Here is a 17,390-nt window from a genome sequence, read left to right on the forward strand (position 1 = left end):
CAGACACGTCTTCGGAGTTTCCCTATGACATTGCACCGGCAAGATTTCGGACTGGTCCAATCCTATACGGGCGGTTTGCTTGCCCCCGAGGCCGCCCCAAGAGCACGCAGTTTCCGGACCGAAAGCACAGGCGGCCTCCCGTTCGGGATGGGGGCCATCGGCGCGGATCAAGACGATCATGCCCATCGGCAATGGTGCGGGAATACGCCCCGCTATGTCGGTAGCGGCACGGCCACGGCCCTCATCACATTGCAAGGCTACCGCCTGACGACCGGAACGCCTGTCGATGTCAGCGCATGGGACGTGGCGGGCACCAGCTATGTCTGCTATCCGGACGCTGGTCCCGAAACGCTGCTTGCCGCGCTCCTCGAAGCCGCTTGTACCGATGCGGGTCTATGCGGCCTCGGTATTGCGGCACTCCGACGCCTGATCCTGGCAGACGCGCGGTTGCAATTTACCCTCAGCAACCAGAATGCATTGCGGTTTCCCCTATGTTTCGGGGCGGGCACACTAATCGACACACTCTATGGGCCGCGCCCTGTTGAAACGCTCCAAAAGGGGGATTTCGTGCAGACCGCCGATCACGGGCCGCAACCGATCCTCTGGATCGGGCATCGCCGTGTCGAGGCGAAAGACCGTTTTGCGCCCATCCGTTTTGCCGCAGGGACACTTGGCAACACGCAGCAGCTTGAGGTGTCGCAACAGCACCGGATGCTGATGCGCGGCTGGCAGGCCGAATGTCTGTTTGACGAGGACGAGGTGCTTGTCTGCGCAAGCGATCTCCAGAACGACCGCACGATCTATATCCGGCAAGGCGGGATGGTCGATTATTTCCATCTGCTCTTCGACGCCCACGAAATCATCTCGGCCAATGGCATTCCGTCCGAAAGCTTCCACCCTGGTCAGGCCGGACTGGCCAGTCTGCAACAGCCACAGCGTCGCGCTTTCCTGCAGCTTTTCCCAGAGCTTGCCGCCTCGCCGCCCGCGCTTGCCCGCCCCTGTCTGACCGCGCATGAGGGCCGAATGCTTGCCGATTATCTGGGCCTGTAAAACAAAACCGCCCCCGAGGGGGCGGCGATGTCAATCATCCATTTTGAGCGCGGCGATAAAGGCCGATTGCGGAATTTCGACCTTGCCGAATTGCCGCATCTTCTTCTTACCGGCTTTCTGCTTTTCAAGCAGCTTCTTCTTCCGCGTCGCGTCCCCGCCATAACATTTGGCGGTCACGTCCTTGCGCATGGCCGAAAGGGTCTCGCGCGCGATCACGCGGGCACCGATCGCGGCCTGAATCGGAATCTTGAACATATGCCGCGGGATCAGGTCCTTCAGCTTTTCGCACATGGCACGGCCACGGGCCTCGGCACGGTCGCGATGCACCATGATCGCCAGCGCATCCACCGGCTCGTCATTCACGAGGATCGACATTTTCACAAGGAAATCCTCACGATAGCCGATCAGCTGATAATCGAAGGACGCATAGCCCTTGGTCACCGATTTCAGACGGTCATAAAAGTCGAAGACCACCTCGGACAGCGGCAGGTCATACACCGCCATCGCGCGCGAGCCCGCATAGGTCAGGTCCATCTGGATCCCGCGACGGTCCTGACACAGCTTGAGCACATCGCCCAGATACTCGTCGGGCACCATGATCGTGGCCTTGATACGCGGCTCTTCGATATGGTCGACATAGGTAAGATCCGGCATATCCGCGGGGTTATGCAGGTCGATGACCTCGCCATCCTTCATATGCAGCTTGAACACCACCGAGGGCGCCGTTGTGATCAGGTCCAGATCATATTCGCGTTCCAGACGGTCGCGGATCACCTCGAGGTGCAAAAGACCAAGGAAGCCACACCGGAAGCCGAACCCAAGCGCCGCCGAGGTCTCCATCTCGGCACTGAAGGACGCGTCGTTCAGCTGAAGCTTTTCGATCGCGTCACGCAAGGCCTCGAAATCGGCAGCATCAACGGGGAACAGACCACAAAACACCACCGGAATCGACGGTTTGAAGCCCGGAAGCGGTTGCGCACAGGGCTTTTTGTCATGGGTGATCGTATCGCCCACCTTGGTGTCGCGCACCTGCTTGATCGAGGCGGTAAACACCCCGATCTCGCCCGGACCCAGCTCGGCAATATCGACCATCTGCGGTTTGAGCACGGACAGGCGGTCCAGCTTATAGGTGGCGCCCGTCTTCATCATCTTGATCTGGTCGCCCTTCTTGATCACGCCATCCATGACGCGGATCAGAACGACAACGCCCAGATAGCTGTCATACCAGCTATCGACCAGCATGGCCTTCAGCGGTGCGTCCCGCTCGCCCTTGGGCGCGGGCAGACGGTGGACAATGGCTTCCAGCACATCGGGGATACCAAGGCCGGTCTTGGCCGAGATTTCCACGGCATCCGACGCATCGATGCCGATCACGTCTTCGATGTTTTCCTTCACCCGTTCCGGATCGGCGGCGGGAAGGTCGATCTTGTTGAGGACCGGCACAATTTCATGGTCGGCATCAATGGCCTGATAGACGTTGGCCAGCGTCTGCGCCTCGACGCCCTGCGAGGCATCGACCACCAGAAGCGAGCCCTCAACGGCCTGCATGGAGCGCGAGACCTCATAGGCGAAGTCGACGTGGCCGGGGGTGTCGATCAGGTTCAGGATGTAGGTTTTGCCATCCTTCGCCGGATATTCGATCCGGACAGAGTTCGCCTTGATCGTAATACCGCGCTCGCGCTCGATATCCATCGCATCAAGAAGCTGCGCCTTCATGTCACGTTCGGCCACCGTCCCGGTCATCTGGATGAGCCGGTCGGCGAGAGTGGATTTACCGTGGTCGATATGCGCCACGATGGAGAAATTGCGAATACGGTCGAGATCGGTCATGGCGCGCGATATATATAGGTTTCGACGTTGCGGGAAGAGAAATTCACAGGGCAGGCCCTAAGCTACCCGAGAATGACCCGCTATGGCCTGTGGAAAAGTGTTTGGCAAGCCTTCCGCGCATGTCACGGGGCCAATTCATGCGAATCCATTGACCTTTCGCGAAGGCCGCGCAAGTTAAGGCAGGTATCATCCCAAGGAGACCGCCATGATCCTGTCCGTGCCCACTATGACCTGCAACCATTGCAAAGCGGCTGTCGAAAGCGCCATCGAAGAGGTTGGCGGCAAGGCGGACGTCTTTCTGGAAGACAAAGAGGTCGAAGTCACCGGCCTGCCCCCCGAGACCGTTCTGGCAGCCCTGAAAGGCGCGGGCTATCCGGCAGAAATCGTCGAATAAGACTTCACGTTCCGGCGAGCGGCACATGCGAGCTTTGAGATGTCATTCATATTTTGTTAACTATCTTGGCAAATTAAAGATGTGCGAGCAGCGCCCATAAAATCGACCCAAAAACATCGAGGCAGAGCATGAAAAACGTCATCCGGATCGCAGCCACTGCGTTCACCCTGAGCCTGTGCATGGGCTCCATCGCCAAGGCCGGCCCGCTGGACCGCGCCTGCCAGCAAGGCGGACGCACCTCGAATTCCGAGCTGTGCAGCTGCATCCAGAATGTCGCGGACATCACGCTCAGCAATAGCGACCAACGCCGCGCCGCCAAGTTTTTCACCGACCCCGACAAAGCCCAGGAGGTCCGCACCTCCAGCCGCCCCTCCGATACGGACTTCTGGGCGCGCTACAAGAATTTCGTTTCTGCAGCAGAGGGCTATTGCGGCTAAGCTGCATCGCTCTGCATATGGATCGGGCCGGTTTTCCGGCCCGTTTTCGTCTCAGCCCCGCGCCTGAAGACGCTCTATCACGTGACGGGACCCTGCCTCGATCAGGTGCAGGACCCCGTCGAAATCACGGGTATAATAGGGATCCGGCACCTCGCCCGCGGCCAGATCCTCCGGCAGGAACAGCCGCAGCTCCGCCCCGCCAGAGCGCGGCGCCAAAGCGCGGGCATCCGCCAGATTTTGCCGGTCCATCGCCAGAATCAGATCGAATCGGGTAAAATCCGCAGCCTGCAACTGGCGGGCGCGCAAATCCGACAGATCATAGCCACAGGCCCGTGCCGCAGCTTGCATCGGGCCATAGGGCGGTTCGCCCACATGCCAGCCACCGGTGCCCGCCGAATCGGTGACTACCGCCAGACCCGCCTCCCGCGCCATATCGCGAAACACGCCTTCGGCGGCAGGGGAGCGGCAGATATTGCCTAAGCAGAGAAACAGGATACGCATAGGAGGACCCTAAAGCAGGAGAATACTATGGCCAAGCCCGTACAGAAGATCGTGATTCTCACCGGTGCCGGTATTTCCGCCGAAAGCGGCATCCGCACCTTCCGCGCGTCGGACGGGCTATGGGAAGATCACCGGATCGAGGATGTGGCCACGCCGGAAGGGTTCGAGGCCGACCCGGAGCTGGTGCATGAATTCTATAACATGCGCCGCGCGGCCTCCAGTGCCGCCCAGCCCAATGCCGCCCATATCGCGCTGGCCAGACTTGCGGCCGACCCGCGCTATGAGGTGCTGATTGTCACGCAGAATGTGGATGACCTGCATGAAAGAGGCGGTTCGCAAAATGTCATTCATATGCATGGCAGCCTGTATGGCGCGCTGTGCCATGCCTGCGGCGCACGCTGGCCCGCGCCCGAGGTGATGCAGGCCAGCACCCCCTGCCCCGAATGCGGCCAGCGCGCCACCCGCCCCGATATCGTCTGGTTCGGCGAGATGCCCTACCGCATGGACGAAATCTGGACGGCCCTGCGCGCCGCGGACCTGTTCGTCTCGATCGGGACCTCGGGCAATGTCTATCCGGCGGCGGGGTTCGTACAGGATGCTTCGCGGGCCGGAGTGGCCACGCTGGAACTGAACCTTGACCCCTCTTCGGGGACGTCACGTTTTGACGAATCCCGTCATGGTCCTGCCACAGAACTTGTGCCAGACTGGGTGGACAAGCTGCTGGCATAGGCAAACTGCGCAAAAACCTGCAGGGGAGGCGGCGTATTCAGCGATGAATCGCTTGACCTGAGCCGCATTTACTCGTATTTCCCGCGGACAGAATTCTGGGCGCTGCTCTTGCGGCGCCTTCATATGTTGCGAAAACGGGCGATCTTCGCCCATATGGAAACAAAGGATGATGCCATGTCGCGCGTTTGCGAACTAACCGGCAAAGGCCCGATGACGGGCAACACTGTAAGCCACGCGAACAACAAGTCGCGTCGCCGCTTCCTGCCGAACCTCAATGATGTAAGCCTGATCTCCGAGACCCTCGGTCAGTCGTTCAAGCTGCGCGTCTCGGCTCATGGCCTGCGCTCGGTCGACCACCGTGGCGGTCTGGATGCGTTCCTTGCCAAAGCAAAAGACGCAGACCTGTCGGTCAACGCTCTGAAAATCAAAAAGGCCATCGTCAAGGCACAGGCAGCAGCCTGATCCCTGCGATCCTGACGGATTTCCGAACCCCGTGCCTCAGGCGCGGGGTTTTTCATTACGACGACACGGCCAAGTTGATTGAAATCATTTGGCCGGCAGGATGGCACATCCTATAACCCGTTCCATGAGAATGCTGCGGCAACTGCCCTTTCTGATCCTTTTTCTGGCAGCTGTCTTCGCGCTGACCAGCGTTGAATTCGCGTCAGCACGTGGCCAGACCCGTGCGGCAGGCCAGATCGTGCTCTGTAGCGGTCAGGGGCTGGTCACTGTTACGGTCGACGCCAATGGCACGCCGATTCGCCATGTGAAGATCTGTCCGGATATGGCGTTGGCGCTTCTGGCATCGCTTGTACCGACAGCGCCGGCGCTTATCCGCCCCGAGGGCATGCACCGTTTCGCCCCTGCCCCGATCACGGCGCGCTTGCGCGGCACGCATTCCGTTCCCCCCAAAGCGCGCGATCCTCCTGCCTCGGTCGTCTGACATCCGTTTCTGTTACCGACACCCGACGCGATCTTTCAGGAGAGTTCCATGATCCGCTCTATGCTTCTGGCCGCCACGGCCACCCTTGCCTTTGGCCTGCCCGCTTTTGCTGATGGCATCCTTATCCACGACGCCTATATGCGCGTCTCTTCCCCCGTCGCCAAATCCGGCGCGGCCTTCATGACCATCGAGAACCAGTCCGACACCGCCGACCAGCTTGTTGCGGCGCATTCCGACATTGCCGACCGGACCGAGCTACATACCCATAAGGAAGCCGCCGACGGCATGATGCAGATGCTGGCCGTGCCGGAAGGATTCGCCATTCCGGCGCAGGGCACGCATGCGCTGGCCCGCGGGGGCGACCATATCATGTTCATGGGATTGAAAGCCCCGCTGAAAGAGGGCGATCATGTGCAGGTCGTGCTCGATTTCAAAAACGCCGATCCCGTCACGGTCGATATGCAAGTCACGATGGGCGAAGCCGGTATGGATCATAGCGCTATGCAGGGCCAGAACTCTATGCAGGGAATGTCGCATAGCGGCATGAACCATATGTCTCAAGGCAACTGACCCACCGCAAAGATGCGCCCTTCCGGGGCGCATCTCAGCCCAGCAGGTCCAGCATGCTGGCGGCCGCCACCGCAGGCGCGGTCCGGCCCTGCGCGACCTGATCCCCCAATCCGGCCATCTTCGCACGGATCTCGGGGTCGGTGCGAAGGCGGGCAAGCAGCCCCTCACGCACCTCGGCCTCGAACCAGTGGCGGGCCTGCTCGGCGCGGCGGGTGGCAAAGAACCCCTCCTCCTTGCGCCACTGCGCCAAGGCGCAGATCTCGTCCCATGCTTTTTCCAGCCCCGCCTCTTCCAGCGCGGAAACCGCCATCGCCTTGGGAAAGCCTTCGGGATCTTGCGGGCGCTTGCGCAAAAGCCGCAGCGCACCGGCATAATCGGCCACCGTGCGCATTGCCGTCATCTTCAGGTCCCCGTCGGCCTTATTCACCAGCAGGATGTCGGCCATCTCCATGATGCCGCGTTTGACGCCCTGCAATTCATCGCCCCCCGCAGGGGCCATCAGCAGCACGAAAAGATCGACCATATCGGCCACCAGCGTCTCGGACTGCCCCACCCCGACCGTCTCGATCAGAATCAGGTCGAAACCCGCCGCCTCGCACAGCAAGATCGCCTCGCGGGTGCGCCGCGCCACGCCCCCCAGATGCGCCTGCGACGGCGAGGGGCGGATAAAGGCGTTGGGGTCGCGCGAGAGCTGCTCCATCCGCGTCTTGTCGCCAAGGATCGACCCGCCCGAACGCGCCGAAGACGGGTCCACCGCCAGCACGGCCACCTTCTTGCCCTGCCCTGTCAGCATCAGACCGAAGCTCTCGATAAAGGTCGATTTGCCCACACCGGGCGTGCCCGAAAGCCCGACCCGCAGCGCGGCCCCCTGACCGGCCAGCATATCCAGCAGCCGCAAGGCCTCGGCCCGATGGTCGGCACGGTTCGATTCGATCAAGGTAATGCCACGCGCCAAAGCGCGCCTGTCACCCGCAAGAATTCCCTGAGCCAGATCCTCGGCGGTATTGCGCATAGCTTTCCTCCCATCGGCCAATCGTCGCTACCAAGCGTAAAGATGTGAGCATGTGTGAAACGCTCTCTGTTTCTTGCATCGCGCAAAAGGTATATGTCCAGCCCATAGCCGAAAGGGCTGCAGATTTCGTCACGACGAAAGGACCATCATGAGATCACGGATTGCGCGCAAAATCGGCCTCGCCACAACACTGGCCCTGCTGGCCTTCGGGCAGATGGCACGGGCCGACCAGAGCGACCAGATCGTGTTCGATGTGCAGCTCAAGGGGCTGAAAGCGGGCGAATTGCTGATCAATGGCAAGGTCGAGAATAACGGCTACGGCGCCAATGGCACGCTGCAAACCTCGGGCCTGCTGGGGTTCCTGCGCAAGCTGCGCTATGATGCCACCACCAGCGGACATATCACCGGCAGCCGCTTCACCCCGACCCGCTATGTCGAAAAAGCCGACACCCCCGACCGCGACCGCGTCTCCACGATGGTCTATAACCGCGGCACGCCGATTTCGGTCAGTCAGGAGCCGCCACGCAAGCCCCGCAGCACCGATCTGGACCCGACCCAGCAGCATGGCACGGTTGATCCGCTGACCGCGCTTTATTCGGTGCTGCGCTCGGTGACCCCCGATGAGGCCTGCAACCGCTCCGAACAGATCTTTGATGGCACCCGCCGCAGTCAGGTCACGCTGAATGCGCCGCAAAAGCAGGGCAATACCGTGGTCTGCACCGGCGAATACCGCCGCCTTGCGGGGTTCTCGAAATCGGACATGGCCAAGAAATCCGTCTTCCCCTTCACGCTGACCTATAGCCCGACGGGCAACGGGCGGCTGGAAGTGACCGAGATCACCACCGACACGATCTATGGCGAAGGCCGTCTGAAACGGCGCTGATCCCGTGACCCGCCTGCCGATAGACACCGTCCTGCCCGAGCTGCAACAGGCCATCGCCCGCGAGGGTCGCGCCGTCCTGATGGCGCCGCCCGGGGCGGGCAAAACCACGCGGGTGCCACTGGCGCTGATGGATCAGGTCAAGGGCCGCATCCTGATGCTCGAACCCCGCCGTCTGGCCGCCCGCGCCGCCGCCGAGCGCATGGCCGACACTTTGGGCGAAACGGTGGGCCAGACCGTGGGCTACCGCATCCGTGGCGAGGCGAAGGTGTCGAAGACCACCCGTATCGAGGTGGTCACCGAGGGCATCCTGACCCGCATGATCCAATCCGACCCCGAGCTTTCGGGCGTGGGCTGTGTGATCTTTGACGAATTCCACGAACGCTCGCTGAATGCCGATCTGGGGCTGGCCTTGGTTTGGGAGGTGCGCGGCGCGCTGCGCGATGATCTGGCGGTGGTGGTGATGTCGGCCACGCTGGATGCGGGTCCGGTGGCGGCCATGCTGGAGGATGCGCCGGTAGTGGTGTCGGAAGGCCGCGCCTTTGCGGTAGAAACCCGCTGGCTGGACCGCCCCGTAGACCGGACGATGCGCTTTGAACCTGCGCTTGCGGGGCTGATCGAACAGGCCGCGCGCGAGACCACAGGCAGTATCCTTGCCTTCCTTCCGGGAGAAGGCGAAATCCGCCGTGTCGAGGGTCTGCTGGCAGGCCGTCTGCCCGCCGATGTGACCATCCGCCCGCTGTTTGGCGCGATGGAATTTGCCGCGCAGCGTGCCGCGATCGAGCCTGCGAAAACGGGGCGCAAACTGGTGCTGGCGACCTCGATTGCCGAGACCTCGCTGACCATTCAGGACGTGCGCGTGGTGATCGATGGCGGCCGCGCCCGCCGGATGCGCTTTGACGCGGGTTCGGGCATGGCGCGTCTGGTGACCGAACCCGTCAGCCGCGCCGAGGCCGAACAGCGTCGGGGCCGTGCGGGCCGCGTGGCCGAAGGGATCTGTTACCGCCTCTGGACCAAAGGTGCCGAAGGGGCGCTGCCCGCCTTCCCCCCTGCCGAAATCGAGGTGGCCGATCTGTCGGGCCTTGCGCTGGAGCTGGCGCAATGGGGGTCTGACGGCAGCGATCTGGCCTTTCTGACGCCGCCTCCCGCGCCTGCGCTGGCCGAGGCGCGGAGCCTGCTGGAAGGTCTGGGCGCGCTGGAGGGCATCAGCCTGACGCCCCACGGGCAGGCTTTGGCCCGCCTGCCGCTGCATCCGCGCCTTGGCCATATGCTGCTGAAGGCCGGAAAATCCGCCGCCGATCTGGCCGCGCTTCTGGCCGAACGTGACCCTCTGCGCGGGGCGCCTGCCGATCTGACCCTGCGCCTGAAGGCGGTGCAGAACCCGCGCGGATTTGCCGCCGATCACCCGTGGCAGCCCCATCGCGGCGCGGTGGAACGCATCCGCCAAGAGGCCCGCCGTCTGGCGAAGATGGTCGATCATAGCACCGCGCTTGAGCCCGCCGAAATGGCCGCACTGGCCTATCCCGACCGCGTGGGGCTGCGCCGTTCCGGCGATCAGCCGCGCTATGTGCTGTCGGGGGGCAAAGGGGTGCAGGTGGCGGATGGCGACCCGCTTGGCTCGGCCCGCCTGATTGTCGCCACCGATACCAATGGCGACCCGCGCGAGGCGATGCTGCGCCAAGGCACCCAGATTTCCGAAGCACAGATCCGAGGGCTGTTTAGCGAGCAGATCCAATGGGTTGATCTTTGCGAATGGTCGCGCCGCGAGGGCCGTGTGGTGGCCCGCAAGCAGGAGCGTTTCGGCGCTTTGGTGCTGGATGACCGGATCTGGAAAGACGCCCCGCGCGAGGCGATTGCCCGTGGGGCGCTGGACGGTATCCGCCAGATCGGCCTGCCCTTCACCGATGCCGCGCGGCGCTTTCAGGCGCGTGTGCAACTGCTGCACCAAGAGGGCGCAGAGCTTCCCGCCTTTGACGACGCTTCCCTGATGGAACGCGCCGAGGACTGGCTTCTGCCCTATCTGGGTGGCAAGCGGACCGAAACCGACCTGCGCAAGATGGATATCACCGACGCCCTGCGCGGCCGTCTTGATTGGGAACAGCTACAACTGGTCGACCGCCTTGCGCCTGCGCATTTCGAGACGCCTCTTGGGCGGCGCGTGCCCATCGACTATGGCGGCGAACATCCCGGCATCGAGATCCGCCTGCAGGAGATGTTCGGCGTGACGGCCCATCCCAGCATCGGCCCCAAACGCCTGCCGCTGCGGGTGACGCTGCTATCGCCTGGCCATAAGCCGATACAGGTGACGTTGGATATTCCGGGCTTCTGGGACGGGTCCTATGCGGATGTGCGCAAGGATATGCGCGGGCGCTACCCCAAACACCCTTGGCCCGAAAACCCGCGCGAGGCCGACCCGACGCTACGTGCCAAACCCCGAAACTGAAAAGGCGGCCCCGAGAGGCCGCCCTTTTATTACTTCTTGCCAGGCTTGCCGTATTTGGCTTTCGGCTTGCCCTTATCCTTGGGGTTCGGCTTGTCTTTGAAGGACTTACCGGCGGGCTTGCTGAACTTGCCCGCTTTCCCTTCGCCCGCTTCGTCGCGGCTTTTCCACGACTTGCGCGGCGCGCCATCGTCGGAACCACCCTTGCGATGCGGCTTCTTGAACTCGCGGTCGCCACGATCACCACGATCACCAAAATCACGGCGCGGGCCGCCCGGCTTGCGGTCCCATTTCGCGGGGCGCGGGTTCGGGCGGTCAAGACCCTCGGGGGCTTTGTCCAGCACATCCACACCGCATTTATCCTCTAGCGACCGCTCGGGGCCGACAGATTGCAGGAAGCGGTCAGCCGCATCAGCATGGATCTGCACGAAGGTATGGTCATTCATGATACGGATCGCACCGATGTCACGGCGGGTCAGATCGCCCGCGCGGCAAAGCATCGGCAAGAGCCATTTCGGATCGGTGCCGCTGTCACGGCCCATCGACAGGCGCATCCAAGTCGAGCGCTCGAACTCGACCTTCGCACGCGGCTTCGGCCCGTCAACGCTGATCGGGGTGATGTCTTCGGGCGCGGAACGCCCCGCAATGAAGGCACGCGCCACGGCTGCGGCCAGTTCGGTTGCGTCGAACCGTTTGAGCAGCGCCTGAACCGCCTCTTTCTCGTCGTCCTGAATGGGCTCGACCAGCGACGGCTGTTCCAGCATCCGCACACGATCCCGCTCCAGCACTTCCTCGGCCGAGGGCGCGGGTGCCCAGTCTGCGGTGAGGTTGGCGAATTTCAACAGGCGCTCGGCCTTGGCCTTGATGTTGATCGGCACGACCAGAGCGGACACACCCTTGGAGCCCGCACGCCCCGTCCGGCCAGACCGGTGCAGAAGCGCCTCTTTGTTCTGCGGCAGATCGGCATGGATCACCAGTTCCAGACCCGGAAGGTCGATCCCGCGCGCGGCCACATCGGTGGCGATACAGACGCGGGCACGGCCATCGCGCATCATCTGCAGCGCGCGCGAACGTTCCTCCTGGCTGAGTTCGCCCGACAGTGCCACCACGGCAAAGCCACGGTTCAGCAGCTTGGTCGTCAGGTGGGTCACCATCGCGCGGGTGCCACAGAAGACAATCGCGTTGCGGGCCTCGTAGAAGCGCAGCAGGTTGATGATGGCGTTCTCGCGATCCGAACGGTCCACAACCAGCGCGCGATATTCGATATCGCTATGCTGTGCCTTGCGGTCGATGGTCGAGATCCGCTGCGCATCCTTCTGGAAGGTGCCAGCCAGACGCTCGATCTCGGGCGAAACCGTGGCCGAGAACATCAGCGTGCGACGCTCTTCGGGGGCTTCGTTCAGAATGAATTCCAGATCCTCGCGGAAGCCCAGATCCAGCATCTCGTCGGCCTCGTCCAGAACCGCAACCTGCAGCTCCGACAGGTCCAGCGCACCACGGCGGATGTGGTCGCAGATACGGCCCGGCGTTCCCACGACGATATGCGCCCCGCGTTCCAGCGCACGGCGTTCGTTGCGCGGGTCCATACCGCCAACCGCGCCTGCGATGATCATGCCAGCGGCGCCATAGAGCCATTCGAATTCGCGTTTGACCTGCAGTGCCAGCTCGCGCGTCGGCGCGATCACGATGGCACGCGGCACATCGGCGCGGGTAGGCACACCCTCGGCCAGAAGCTGCGCCGACATCGCCAGACCGAAGGCCACGGTTTTCCCCGAGCCGGTCTGCGCCGATACCAGAAGGTCTTTCTCCGCCAGAGCAGGGTCACCCACAGCAGTTTGCACGGGGGTGAGGGTTTCGTAGCCTTTCTTCTCCAGCGCGGAGGCAAGCGCGGGGTGAATGGCGATATCAATGCTCATGGCGGGGACTTTCGGGTCTGGAATGGAACGGGCGCACTCAACTGCGGCGCAAGGGGCGGCTCATACGCCCTTTGCGGCCTTCTGTATAGGGGGAATCTGCGCCTTTGGTTACGCGCTCACACCCATTTGGCTATCGGCGGAAGGCTCATCAAGACCGCATCGGCATTGTGACCCGTTTCCAGACCGAACTTCGTTCCCCGATCGTAGACCAGATTATATTCGGCATAAAGCCCGCGATAGATAAATTGCGCCTCACGGTCGGCATCGGTCCAAGGCTGGTTGCGGCGTTTCTCGGTCACCGGCAGGAAGGCCTTGAGGAAAGCGCGGCCCACATCCTGCGTGAAGGCGAAATCCTTGGCCCAATCGCCGGTGTTCAAATCGTCATAGAAGATGCCGCCCACACCACGGGCGCGATTACGGTGCGGGATGTAGAAATACTCATCCGCCCACTCCTTGAACCGCGGGTAGTAGCTTGCGTCATGCCCGTCACAGGCCGCCTTGAGTGCCGCGTGGAATTCGGCGGTGTCCTCGTCATATTCGATACAGGGGTTCAGATCCGCCCCACCCCCAAACCACCATGCGCCCGGCGTCCAGAACATGCGGGTATTCATATGCACCGCAGGGGTTTGCGGGTTCTGCATATGCGCCACAAGGCTGATCCCCGAGGCCCAGAAGCGCGGATCATCCGCCATCCCCGGCACGCCACGCGCGGCCATCGCCTTTTGCGCGCGCTCGCCCAATGTGCCCCAGACGGTCGAGATATTGACGCCCACCTTCTCGAAAACACGGCCTCCGCGCATGACGCTCATCTTGCCGCCGCCGTGGTCCTCGCCATCGGGGCCTGTGCGGACGGTGGGCGTGACCTCGAAACGGCCTGCGGGCGCTTCGGCATGGGGGCCCGTGACCTGACTGTCCTCCAGCCCTTCGAAGGCCGCCACGATCTTGTTGCGCAAATCGGAAAACCACTGACTGGCGCGGGCTTTTTCGTCTTCGAACAGGGGCTGGTCGGTCATGGGGTCTCCTTTTCCTGCCCGCAGTCTTAGCGGGCCGCAGCGGCAGGAGCAAATAGCAGTTTGGTACAAAGCCCCCTAGCCGACCGCAGAGGCAGAAGCTAAGCTGATGGCCGGAGGAGTATCCCATGACCCGCATTTTCACTCCCGCCCTGCTTGGCCTGAGCGCCCTTGGCCTGCTGGCCGCCTGCGGCACCCCGCAGGAGCGCTGCATCAACCGCTCCACCAAGGAAATCCGCGTGCTGAACGGGCTTCTGGAAGAGGTGAACGGCAATCTGGCACGCGGCTATGCGTGGGAAAGCTATGAGGTCGAGCGCCAGCATTTCGGGATATGCGGCTATGAAACGCATGAAACGAAAGACGGCAAGAAGATCCGCCGTCCTGTCCATTGCTGGAAAGAGGTCACCGAGACATTGCAACGCCGCGTGCCGATCGATCCGGCCTCCGAGACGCGCAAACGTGACGGGCTGGCGGCCAAGATCCAATCGCTCGAGCCGCAGGCGCGCGCGAATATCGCCGCCTGCAAGGCAACATACCCCGAAGAGTGATCAGAACACCGGAACCTGCACCGCATCCAGCAAGCCGCGCCCGCCGTCGATGCGGATGATCTGGCCGGTGGTGAAGCTGGCCCCCGAGGACGCCAGAAACTGCACCGTCTCGGCCAGTTCATTCGGCGCGGCGATCCGGCCCAAGGGCGTGCCCTCGATGATCTCTTCGCGCCATTCGGCGTTTTCCTTCAGCGCGTCCTGCAAAGAGCGGCTCATGACAGAGGCAAAGCTGACCCCGTTTACCCGAATGCGATGCGGCGCCAAAGCCACGGCCAGCCCGCGCACCGCTTGTTCCTGCGCCGCACAAGCGATGGAATAGGCCAGCGTTTCGGGCTGCGAGCGCGTCGAGGCCAGCGTCGAGATATTGATGATCGACCCGATCTCGCCCTCGGTGCGCCCGTCTTTCTCGGCCTGCGCAATCATACGCTTGGCGGTCAGCTGGGAAATCCGCAGCGAGGATTTCATATTCTGCTGCAGCATGTCATCCAGCACGGTCTGGTCAGGGTCCAGCGGGTCGCAGGGCGTGAAGCAGCGGTTGGTATTGACCAGAATATCCACCCGATCAAAGGCATCGATGGTCGCCGACAGAAGATTCGCCACATTCAGCTTCTGGCACAGATCACCGGCAAAAGTCCGCACCGGCCCCTCGGATGTATCCGTATCGGCAAATTCATCCTTCAGACGGCTTTCGTCGATATCGGCAAACATCACATTGGCCCCGCGATCCACGAAATGGCGCGCAATGGCAAGCCCGATCCCGTGGGCCGCGCCCGTCACAATGGCGGTCTTGCCGGAAATGGAAAGCGACATGCAGTCTCCTGCGGAGTGGTTGAAGCAAAGACGCGGCCGGTTAGCGGCCGCGTTTGGTCTGAGTATCGGCCTTTGCGGCCTGCGATTTCGTCAGCGGCTTTTCGGCATAGAACAGCTTGAACTGCGCATTGCCGCCGATTTCCTCGACATGGTGGAAGACCTGCCGCAGCGTGTCCTCATAGGGAAGATGGCGGTTGGCCACCATCCAGAGCTTGCCCGAAAGCGACAACATAGAGGCCGCTTTGCGGATAAAGGCCTGCCCGAGGTTCGGATCACCCGCATGGCCCACATGGAAGGGCGGGTTCATAATGATACCGGAATAGCGGGCGGCAGGCTCGTAGCCGGTGACATCCTCCCAATGGAAGCTGGCACGCGGGTCGGTGATATTGCGCTTGGCGCAGTCGAGAGCGGCATAATCGGCCTCGACCAGATCCAGCGTCTCGACGCCCTCACGCGCAAGGATCTGCGCCGACAGCCAGCCCCAGCCCGCACCCAGATCGGCCAGACGCGCCGGAAGGCGGCCCGGCAGCGCCTGCGCCAGAAGGGCCGAACCCGCATCGACCTTATCCGCCGAGAACACGCCGGGGGTGGTAACAAAGCCCTCGGTAGGGGTTTGCGCCTGCACGACCCAATCAGCCAGAGCCCCACGGCGCGCGGCAAAGCGGAAGACCTTCCCATGCGCCTTGGCTATCGCCGCCGAGGGCGCCACCAGAGGCTTGAGCGATTTCAGCACCGAATCCACGCCGTCATTCTTGGCGCCATCCACCACGATCATCCCGCCGTCGATCACCAGATCGCATAGGCGTGCCAAAGCGTTGCGGGCCTCCTGCTTGGCGCGGGGCAGAAAGATCACCGCCGCCGCATAGTCAGACGACTGCGGCGCAGGGCTGACGGTATACCCACGCGCGGACAGCCCCGCGTGATCAGGCGCAAAGCCCTGTACCAGCTCCAGCCGGTCCTTCGGCAGATCGGAGAGATCGGTTTCGGCCAGAGCGCCGATCACAAGGATCGTGCCGTCCTCCGGCAGGGGCGCCTGTTCCAGCGCCAGCGAAAGTCTGGGATGTGTCATGGGGTCGCGTCGCGGAGATCCGCGCTCATTCCTTTTCCATCGTGCATTGCAGCGGGTGCTGATGGCGGCGCGCAAAATCCATGACCTGCGCAACCTTGGTCTCGGCGATCTCGAAGGAGAACACGCCAACAACCGCCAGACCCTTTTTATGCACGGTCAACATAATCTCGAAGGCCTGCGCATGATTGAGGCCGAAGAACCGCTCGAGGATATGCACCACGAACTCCATCGGGGTGTAATCATCATTCAGCAGCATCACCTTATACATCGGAGGCTTACGGGTTTTCGGCCGCGTTTTCGTAGCAAGGCCGGCATCGCCGTCATTGCCATTTTCATCATCGGCCATCATGCTGAAGGGCTTGAAGTCGCCTGTCATCATCGCTTTCCCGGGTTCCGAACATCTCAGGTCTCGTGGCGAATATAGGAAGACGGGGGCGGAAGGAAACCCCTTCTGCCTCTGCTCGCAATTCGAACGTTAAACTCTGACCTTACAATAGGGAGTAAATAGTGCCGCTGACAATGCTGGGTTTCGACGCCGATGACACGCTTTGGCAAAATGCGAGGTTCTTCCGGCTCACACAGGAGCGATTTGCCGAATTGATGGGCGAATATGTCGAGAAGCCCCATCTGGACGCGCGGCTTCTGGCGGCAGAGCGCCGTAACATCGGGCGCTATGGCTTTGGCGTCAAAGGGTTTACATTGTCGATGATCGAAACCGCCATCGAGGTTTCCGAGGCCCGCGTCGATGCCACAGTGATCGCCGAATTACTGCAGGCAGGGCGCGAGATGCTGGCCCATCCCATCGAATTGCTGCCCCATGTCGAAGACACGATTGCCACGCTCAGCCAGGATCACAAACTTGTCCTGATCACCAAAGGCGATCTTCTCGATCAGGAACGCAAATTGGCGCAATCGGGGCTGGGCCCCTATTTTCAGGCGGTCGAGGTGGTTTCGGAGAAAACCGCCGCAACCTATACCCGCCTTTTCAACCGTCACGGGCGCGGGGCAACCAACGGCGTGATGGTTGGAAATTCAATGAAATCAGACATCCTGCCGATGCTTCAGGCAGGCGGCCATGCGGTCCACATTCCCGATGGTGCACAGCCCTGGGCGCTGGATCATGCCGAACCGCCCGAGTCCCATCCTCGACTCACCACGCTTGGCTCTATGGCGAATCTGGTGGAGTCGATCCGCATTATCACGCGCCCGTGAATTAATGTGAGTAAAAACCTCTCACAGGCGCGTGAAAAA

General features: G+C 62.2%; 19 protein-coding genes. 11 read left to right on the plus strand and 8 right to left on the minus strand.

The features are described 5' to 3' along the window. Positions 1–24: 24 nt before the first annotated feature. Positions 25–1,050 carry a Hint domain-containing protein gene (locus WDB86_RS07995; protein WP_406735643.1) on the plus strand — a complete coding sequence of 342 codons (1,026 nt, stop codon included), beginning with the start codon at positions 25–27 and terminating at the stop codon, positions 1,048–1,050. A gap of 30 nt (positions 1,051–1,080) precedes the next feature. Here WDB86_RS07995 and lepA read toward each other — a convergent pair whose 3' ends face one another. After that, complete coding sequence (gene lepA, locus WDB86_RS08000) at positions 1,081–2,880, minus strand: translation elongation factor 4 (RefSeq protein ID WP_339109002.1); 1,800 nt, start codon at positions 2,878–2,880, stop codon at positions 1,081–1,083. A 205-nt stretch (positions 2,881–3,085) separates the two neighbouring features. Between lepA and WDB86_RS08005 the strand changes: the two genes are divergently transcribed. Both WDB86_RS08005 and WDB86_RS08010 read left to right on the plus strand, forming a co-directional pair. Continuing rightward, the gene (locus WDB86_RS08005) at positions 3,086–3,274 is read left to right on the plus strand and encodes a heavy-metal-associated domain-containing protein (protein WP_406720260.1); all 189 of its coding nucleotides are present in this window, start codon (positions 3,086–3,088) and stop codon (positions 3,272–3,274) included. A gap of 128 nt (positions 3,275–3,402) precedes the next feature. Then, positions 3,403–3,711 carry a hypothetical protein gene (locus tag WDB86_RS08010; RefSeq protein WP_339109000.1) on the plus strand — a complete coding sequence of 103 codons (309 nt, stop codon included), beginning with the start codon at positions 3,403–3,405 and terminating at the stop codon, positions 3,709–3,711. A 51-nt stretch (positions 3,712–3,762) separates the two neighbouring features. Here WDB86_RS08010 and WDB86_RS08015 read toward each other — a convergent pair whose 3' ends face one another. Further along, positions 3,763–4,212, minus strand: a complete 450-nt coding sequence (locus WDB86_RS08015) for a low molecular weight protein-tyrosine-phosphatase (RefSeq protein WP_339108999.1) — start codon at positions 4,210–4,212, stop codon at positions 3,763–3,765. A 27-nt stretch (positions 4,213–4,239) separates the two neighbouring features. Here WDB86_RS08015 and WDB86_RS08020 point away from each other — a divergent pair, with 27 nt between their 5' ends. The 4 genes from WDB86_RS08020 to WDB86_RS08035 all read left to right on the plus strand — a co-directional run bounded on the left by WDB86_RS08020 (position 4,240) and on the right by WDB86_RS08035 (position 6,454). Continuing rightward, positions 4,240–4,941 (plus strand): NAD-dependent deacylase, encoded by a 702-nt coding sequence (locus WDB86_RS08020; protein ID WP_339108998.1) that lies wholly within the window; start codon positions 4,240–4,242, stop codon positions 4,939–4,941. Between the two features lie 174 nt (positions 4,942–5,115). Beyond that, positions 5,116–5,403 carry a 50S ribosomal protein L28 gene (gene rpmB, locus WDB86_RS08025; RefSeq protein ID WP_339108997.1) on the plus strand — a complete coding sequence of 96 codons (288 nt, stop codon included), beginning with the start codon at positions 5,116–5,118 and terminating at the stop codon, positions 5,401–5,403. A 130-nt stretch (positions 5,404–5,533) separates the two neighbouring features. Continuing rightward, positions 5,534–5,884, plus strand: coding sequence for a hypothetical protein (locus tag WDB86_RS08030; protein WP_339108996.1), 351 nt, complete (start codon positions 5,534–5,536; stop codon positions 5,882–5,884). 48 nt (positions 5,885–5,932) lie between these two features. Beyond that, positions 5,933–6,454, plus strand: a complete 522-nt coding sequence (locus tag WDB86_RS08035; protein ID WP_406735644.1) for a copper chaperone PCu(A)C — start codon at positions 5,933–5,935, stop codon at positions 6,452–6,454. Positions 6,455–6,488: 34 nt separating this feature from the next. On the opposite strand, the gene meaB is transcribed toward WDB86_RS08035, so the two are convergent. Then, complete coding sequence (gene meaB, locus WDB86_RS08040; protein ID WP_406735645.1) at positions 6,489–7,466, minus strand: methylmalonyl Co-A mutase-associated GTPase MeaB; 978 nt, start codon at positions 7,464–7,466, stop codon at positions 6,489–6,491. 148 nt (positions 7,467–7,614) lie between these two features. Between meaB and WDB86_RS08045 the strand changes: the two genes are divergently transcribed. Both WDB86_RS08045 and hrpB read left to right on the plus strand, forming a co-directional pair. After that, complete coding sequence (locus WDB86_RS08045; RefSeq protein WP_406720257.1) at positions 7,615–8,349, plus strand: DUF3108 domain-containing protein; 735 nt, start codon at positions 7,615–7,617, stop codon at positions 8,347–8,349. Between the two features lie 4 nt (positions 8,350–8,353). After that, a complete protein-coding gene (gene hrpB, locus WDB86_RS08050) occupies positions 8,354–10,789 on the plus strand; it encodes an ATP-dependent helicase HrpB (RefSeq protein WP_406735646.1) in 2,436 nt (811 codons plus the stop codon). Between the two features lie 29 nt (positions 10,790–10,818). Here hrpB and WDB86_RS08055 read toward each other — a convergent pair whose 3' ends face one another. Together WDB86_RS08055 and hemF are read right to left on the minus strand one after the other, a co-directional pair. Beyond that, positions 10,819–12,702: a DEAD/DEAH box helicase gene (locus WDB86_RS08055; protein WP_339108991.1), complete on the minus strand. Its 1,884-nt coding sequence runs from the start codon at positions 12,700–12,702 to the stop codon at positions 10,819–10,821. A gap of 116 nt (positions 12,703–12,818) precedes the next feature. Then, positions 12,819–13,715, minus strand: coding sequence for an oxygen-dependent coproporphyrinogen oxidase (gene hemF / locus WDB86_RS08060; RefSeq protein ID WP_406735647.1), 897 nt, complete (start codon positions 13,713–13,715; stop codon positions 12,819–12,821). Positions 13,716–13,840: 125 nt separating this feature from the next. Between hemF and WDB86_RS08065 the strand changes: the two genes are divergently transcribed. After that, positions 13,841–14,260: a hypothetical protein gene (locus WDB86_RS08065; protein WP_406735648.1), complete on the plus strand. Its 420-nt coding sequence runs from the start codon at positions 13,841–13,843 to the stop codon at positions 14,258–14,260. Here the strand turns inward: WDB86_RS08065 and WDB86_RS08070 are convergent, their stop codons facing one another. From WDB86_RS08070 to clpS, 3 genes are read right to left on the minus strand one after another with little or no spacing between them, the layout of a single operon-like run. Next, on the minus strand, positions 14,261–15,070 hold the full coding sequence (locus tag WDB86_RS08070; protein ID WP_406720253.1) for an SDR family NAD(P)-dependent oxidoreductase: 810 nt from the start codon (positions 15,068–15,070) through the stop codon (positions 14,261–14,263). A gap of 40 nt (positions 15,071–15,110) precedes the next feature. After that, on the minus strand, positions 15,111–16,139 hold the full coding sequence (locus tag WDB86_RS08075; RefSeq protein WP_406735649.1) for a methyltransferase: 1,029 nt from the start codon (positions 16,137–16,139) through the stop codon (positions 15,111–15,113). 25 nt (positions 16,140–16,164) lie between these two features. Continuing rightward, positions 16,165–16,515 (minus strand): ATP-dependent Clp protease adapter ClpS, encoded by a 351-nt coding sequence (gene clpS / locus WDB86_RS08080; RefSeq protein WP_406721637.1) that lies wholly within the window; start codon positions 16,513–16,515, stop codon positions 16,165–16,167. A 143-nt stretch (positions 16,516–16,658) separates the two neighbouring features. On the opposite strand from clpS, the gene WDB86_RS08085 reads away from it, so the two are divergent. Then, positions 16,659–17,351, plus strand: a complete 693-nt coding sequence (locus WDB86_RS08085; protein ID WP_406721636.1) for an HAD family hydrolase — start codon at positions 16,659–16,661, stop codon at positions 17,349–17,351. Positions 17,352–17,390 lie beyond the last annotated feature (39 nt).

It is taken from the genome of Thioclava sp. GXIMD4215 (genome assembly GCF_045291555.1).
GTDB lineage: Bacteria > Pseudomonadota > Alphaproteobacteria > Rhodobacterales > Rhodobacteraceae > Thioclava > Thioclava litoralis.

Excerpts from the sequence above, each read along its gene's own strand:
- WDB86_RS08010 (WP_339109000.1), top strand. The coding sequence starts at position 3,403 with ATGAAAAACGTCATCCGGATCGCAGCCACTGCGTTCACCCTGAGCCTG.
- WDB86_RS08015 (WP_339108999.1), bottom strand. The coding sequence starts at position 4,212 with ATGCGTATCCTGTTTCTCTGCTTAGGCAATATCTGCCGCTCCCCTGCC.
- WDB86_RS08045 (WP_406720257.1), top strand. The coding sequence starts at position 7,615 with ATGAGATCACGGATTGCGCGCAAAATCGGCCTCGCCACAACACTGGCC.
- rpmB (WP_339108997.1), top strand. The coding sequence starts at position 5,116 with ATGTCGCGCGTTTGCGAACTAACCGGCAAAGGCCCGATGACGGGCAAC.
- WDB86_RS08070 (WP_406720253.1), bottom strand. The coding sequence starts at position 15,070 with ATGTCGCTTTCCATTTCCGGCAAGACCGCCATTGTGACGGGCGCGGCC.
- WDB86_RS08005 (WP_406720260.1), top strand. The coding sequence starts at position 3,086 with ATGATCCTGTCCGTGCCCACTATGACCTGCAACCATTGCAAAGCGGCT.
- WDB86_RS08035 (WP_406735644.1), top strand. The coding sequence starts at position 5,933 with ATGATCCGCTCTATGCTTCTGGCCGCCACGGCCACCCTTGCCTTTGGC.
- WDB86_RS08030 (WP_339108996.1), top strand. The coding sequence starts at position 5,534 with ATGCTGCGGCAACTGCCCTTTCTGATCCTTTTTCTGGCAGCTGTCTTC.
- clpS (WP_406721637.1), bottom strand. The coding sequence starts at position 16,515 with ATGACAGGCGACTTCAAGCCCTTCAGCATGATGGCCGATGATGAAAAT.
- meaB (WP_406735645.1), bottom strand. The coding sequence starts at position 7,466 with ATGCGCAATACCGCCGAGGATCTGGCTCAGGGAATTCTTGCGGGTGAC.
- WDB86_RS08075 (WP_406735649.1), bottom strand. The coding sequence starts at position 16,139 with ATGACACATCCCAGACTTTCGCTGGCGCTGGAACAGGCGCCCCTGCCG.
- lepA (WP_339109002.1), bottom strand. The coding sequence starts at position 2,880 with ATGACCGATCTCGACCGTATTCGCAATTTCTCCATCGTGGCGCATATC.
- WDB86_RS08085 (WP_406721636.1), top strand. The coding sequence starts at position 16,659 with ATGCTGGGTTTCGACGCCGATGACACGCTTTGGCAAAATGCGAGGTTC.
- WDB86_RS08020 (WP_339108998.1), top strand. The coding sequence starts at position 4,240 with ATGGCCAAGCCCGTACAGAAGATCGTGATTCTCACCGGTGCCGGTATT.
- WDB86_RS08065 (WP_406735648.1), top strand. The coding sequence starts at position 13,841 with ATGACCCGCATTTTCACTCCCGCCCTGCTTGGCCTGAGCGCCCTTGGC.
- WDB86_RS07995 (WP_406735643.1), top strand. The coding sequence starts at position 25 with ATGACATTGCACCGGCAAGATTTCGGACTGGTCCAATCCTATACGGGC.
- WDB86_RS08055 (WP_339108991.1), bottom strand. The coding sequence starts at position 12,702 with ATGAGCATTGATATCGCCATTCACCCCGCGCTTGCCTCCGCGCTGGAG.
- hemF (WP_406735647.1), bottom strand. The coding sequence starts at position 13,715 with ATGACCGACCAGCCCCTGTTCGAAGACGAAAAAGCCCGCGCCAGTCAG.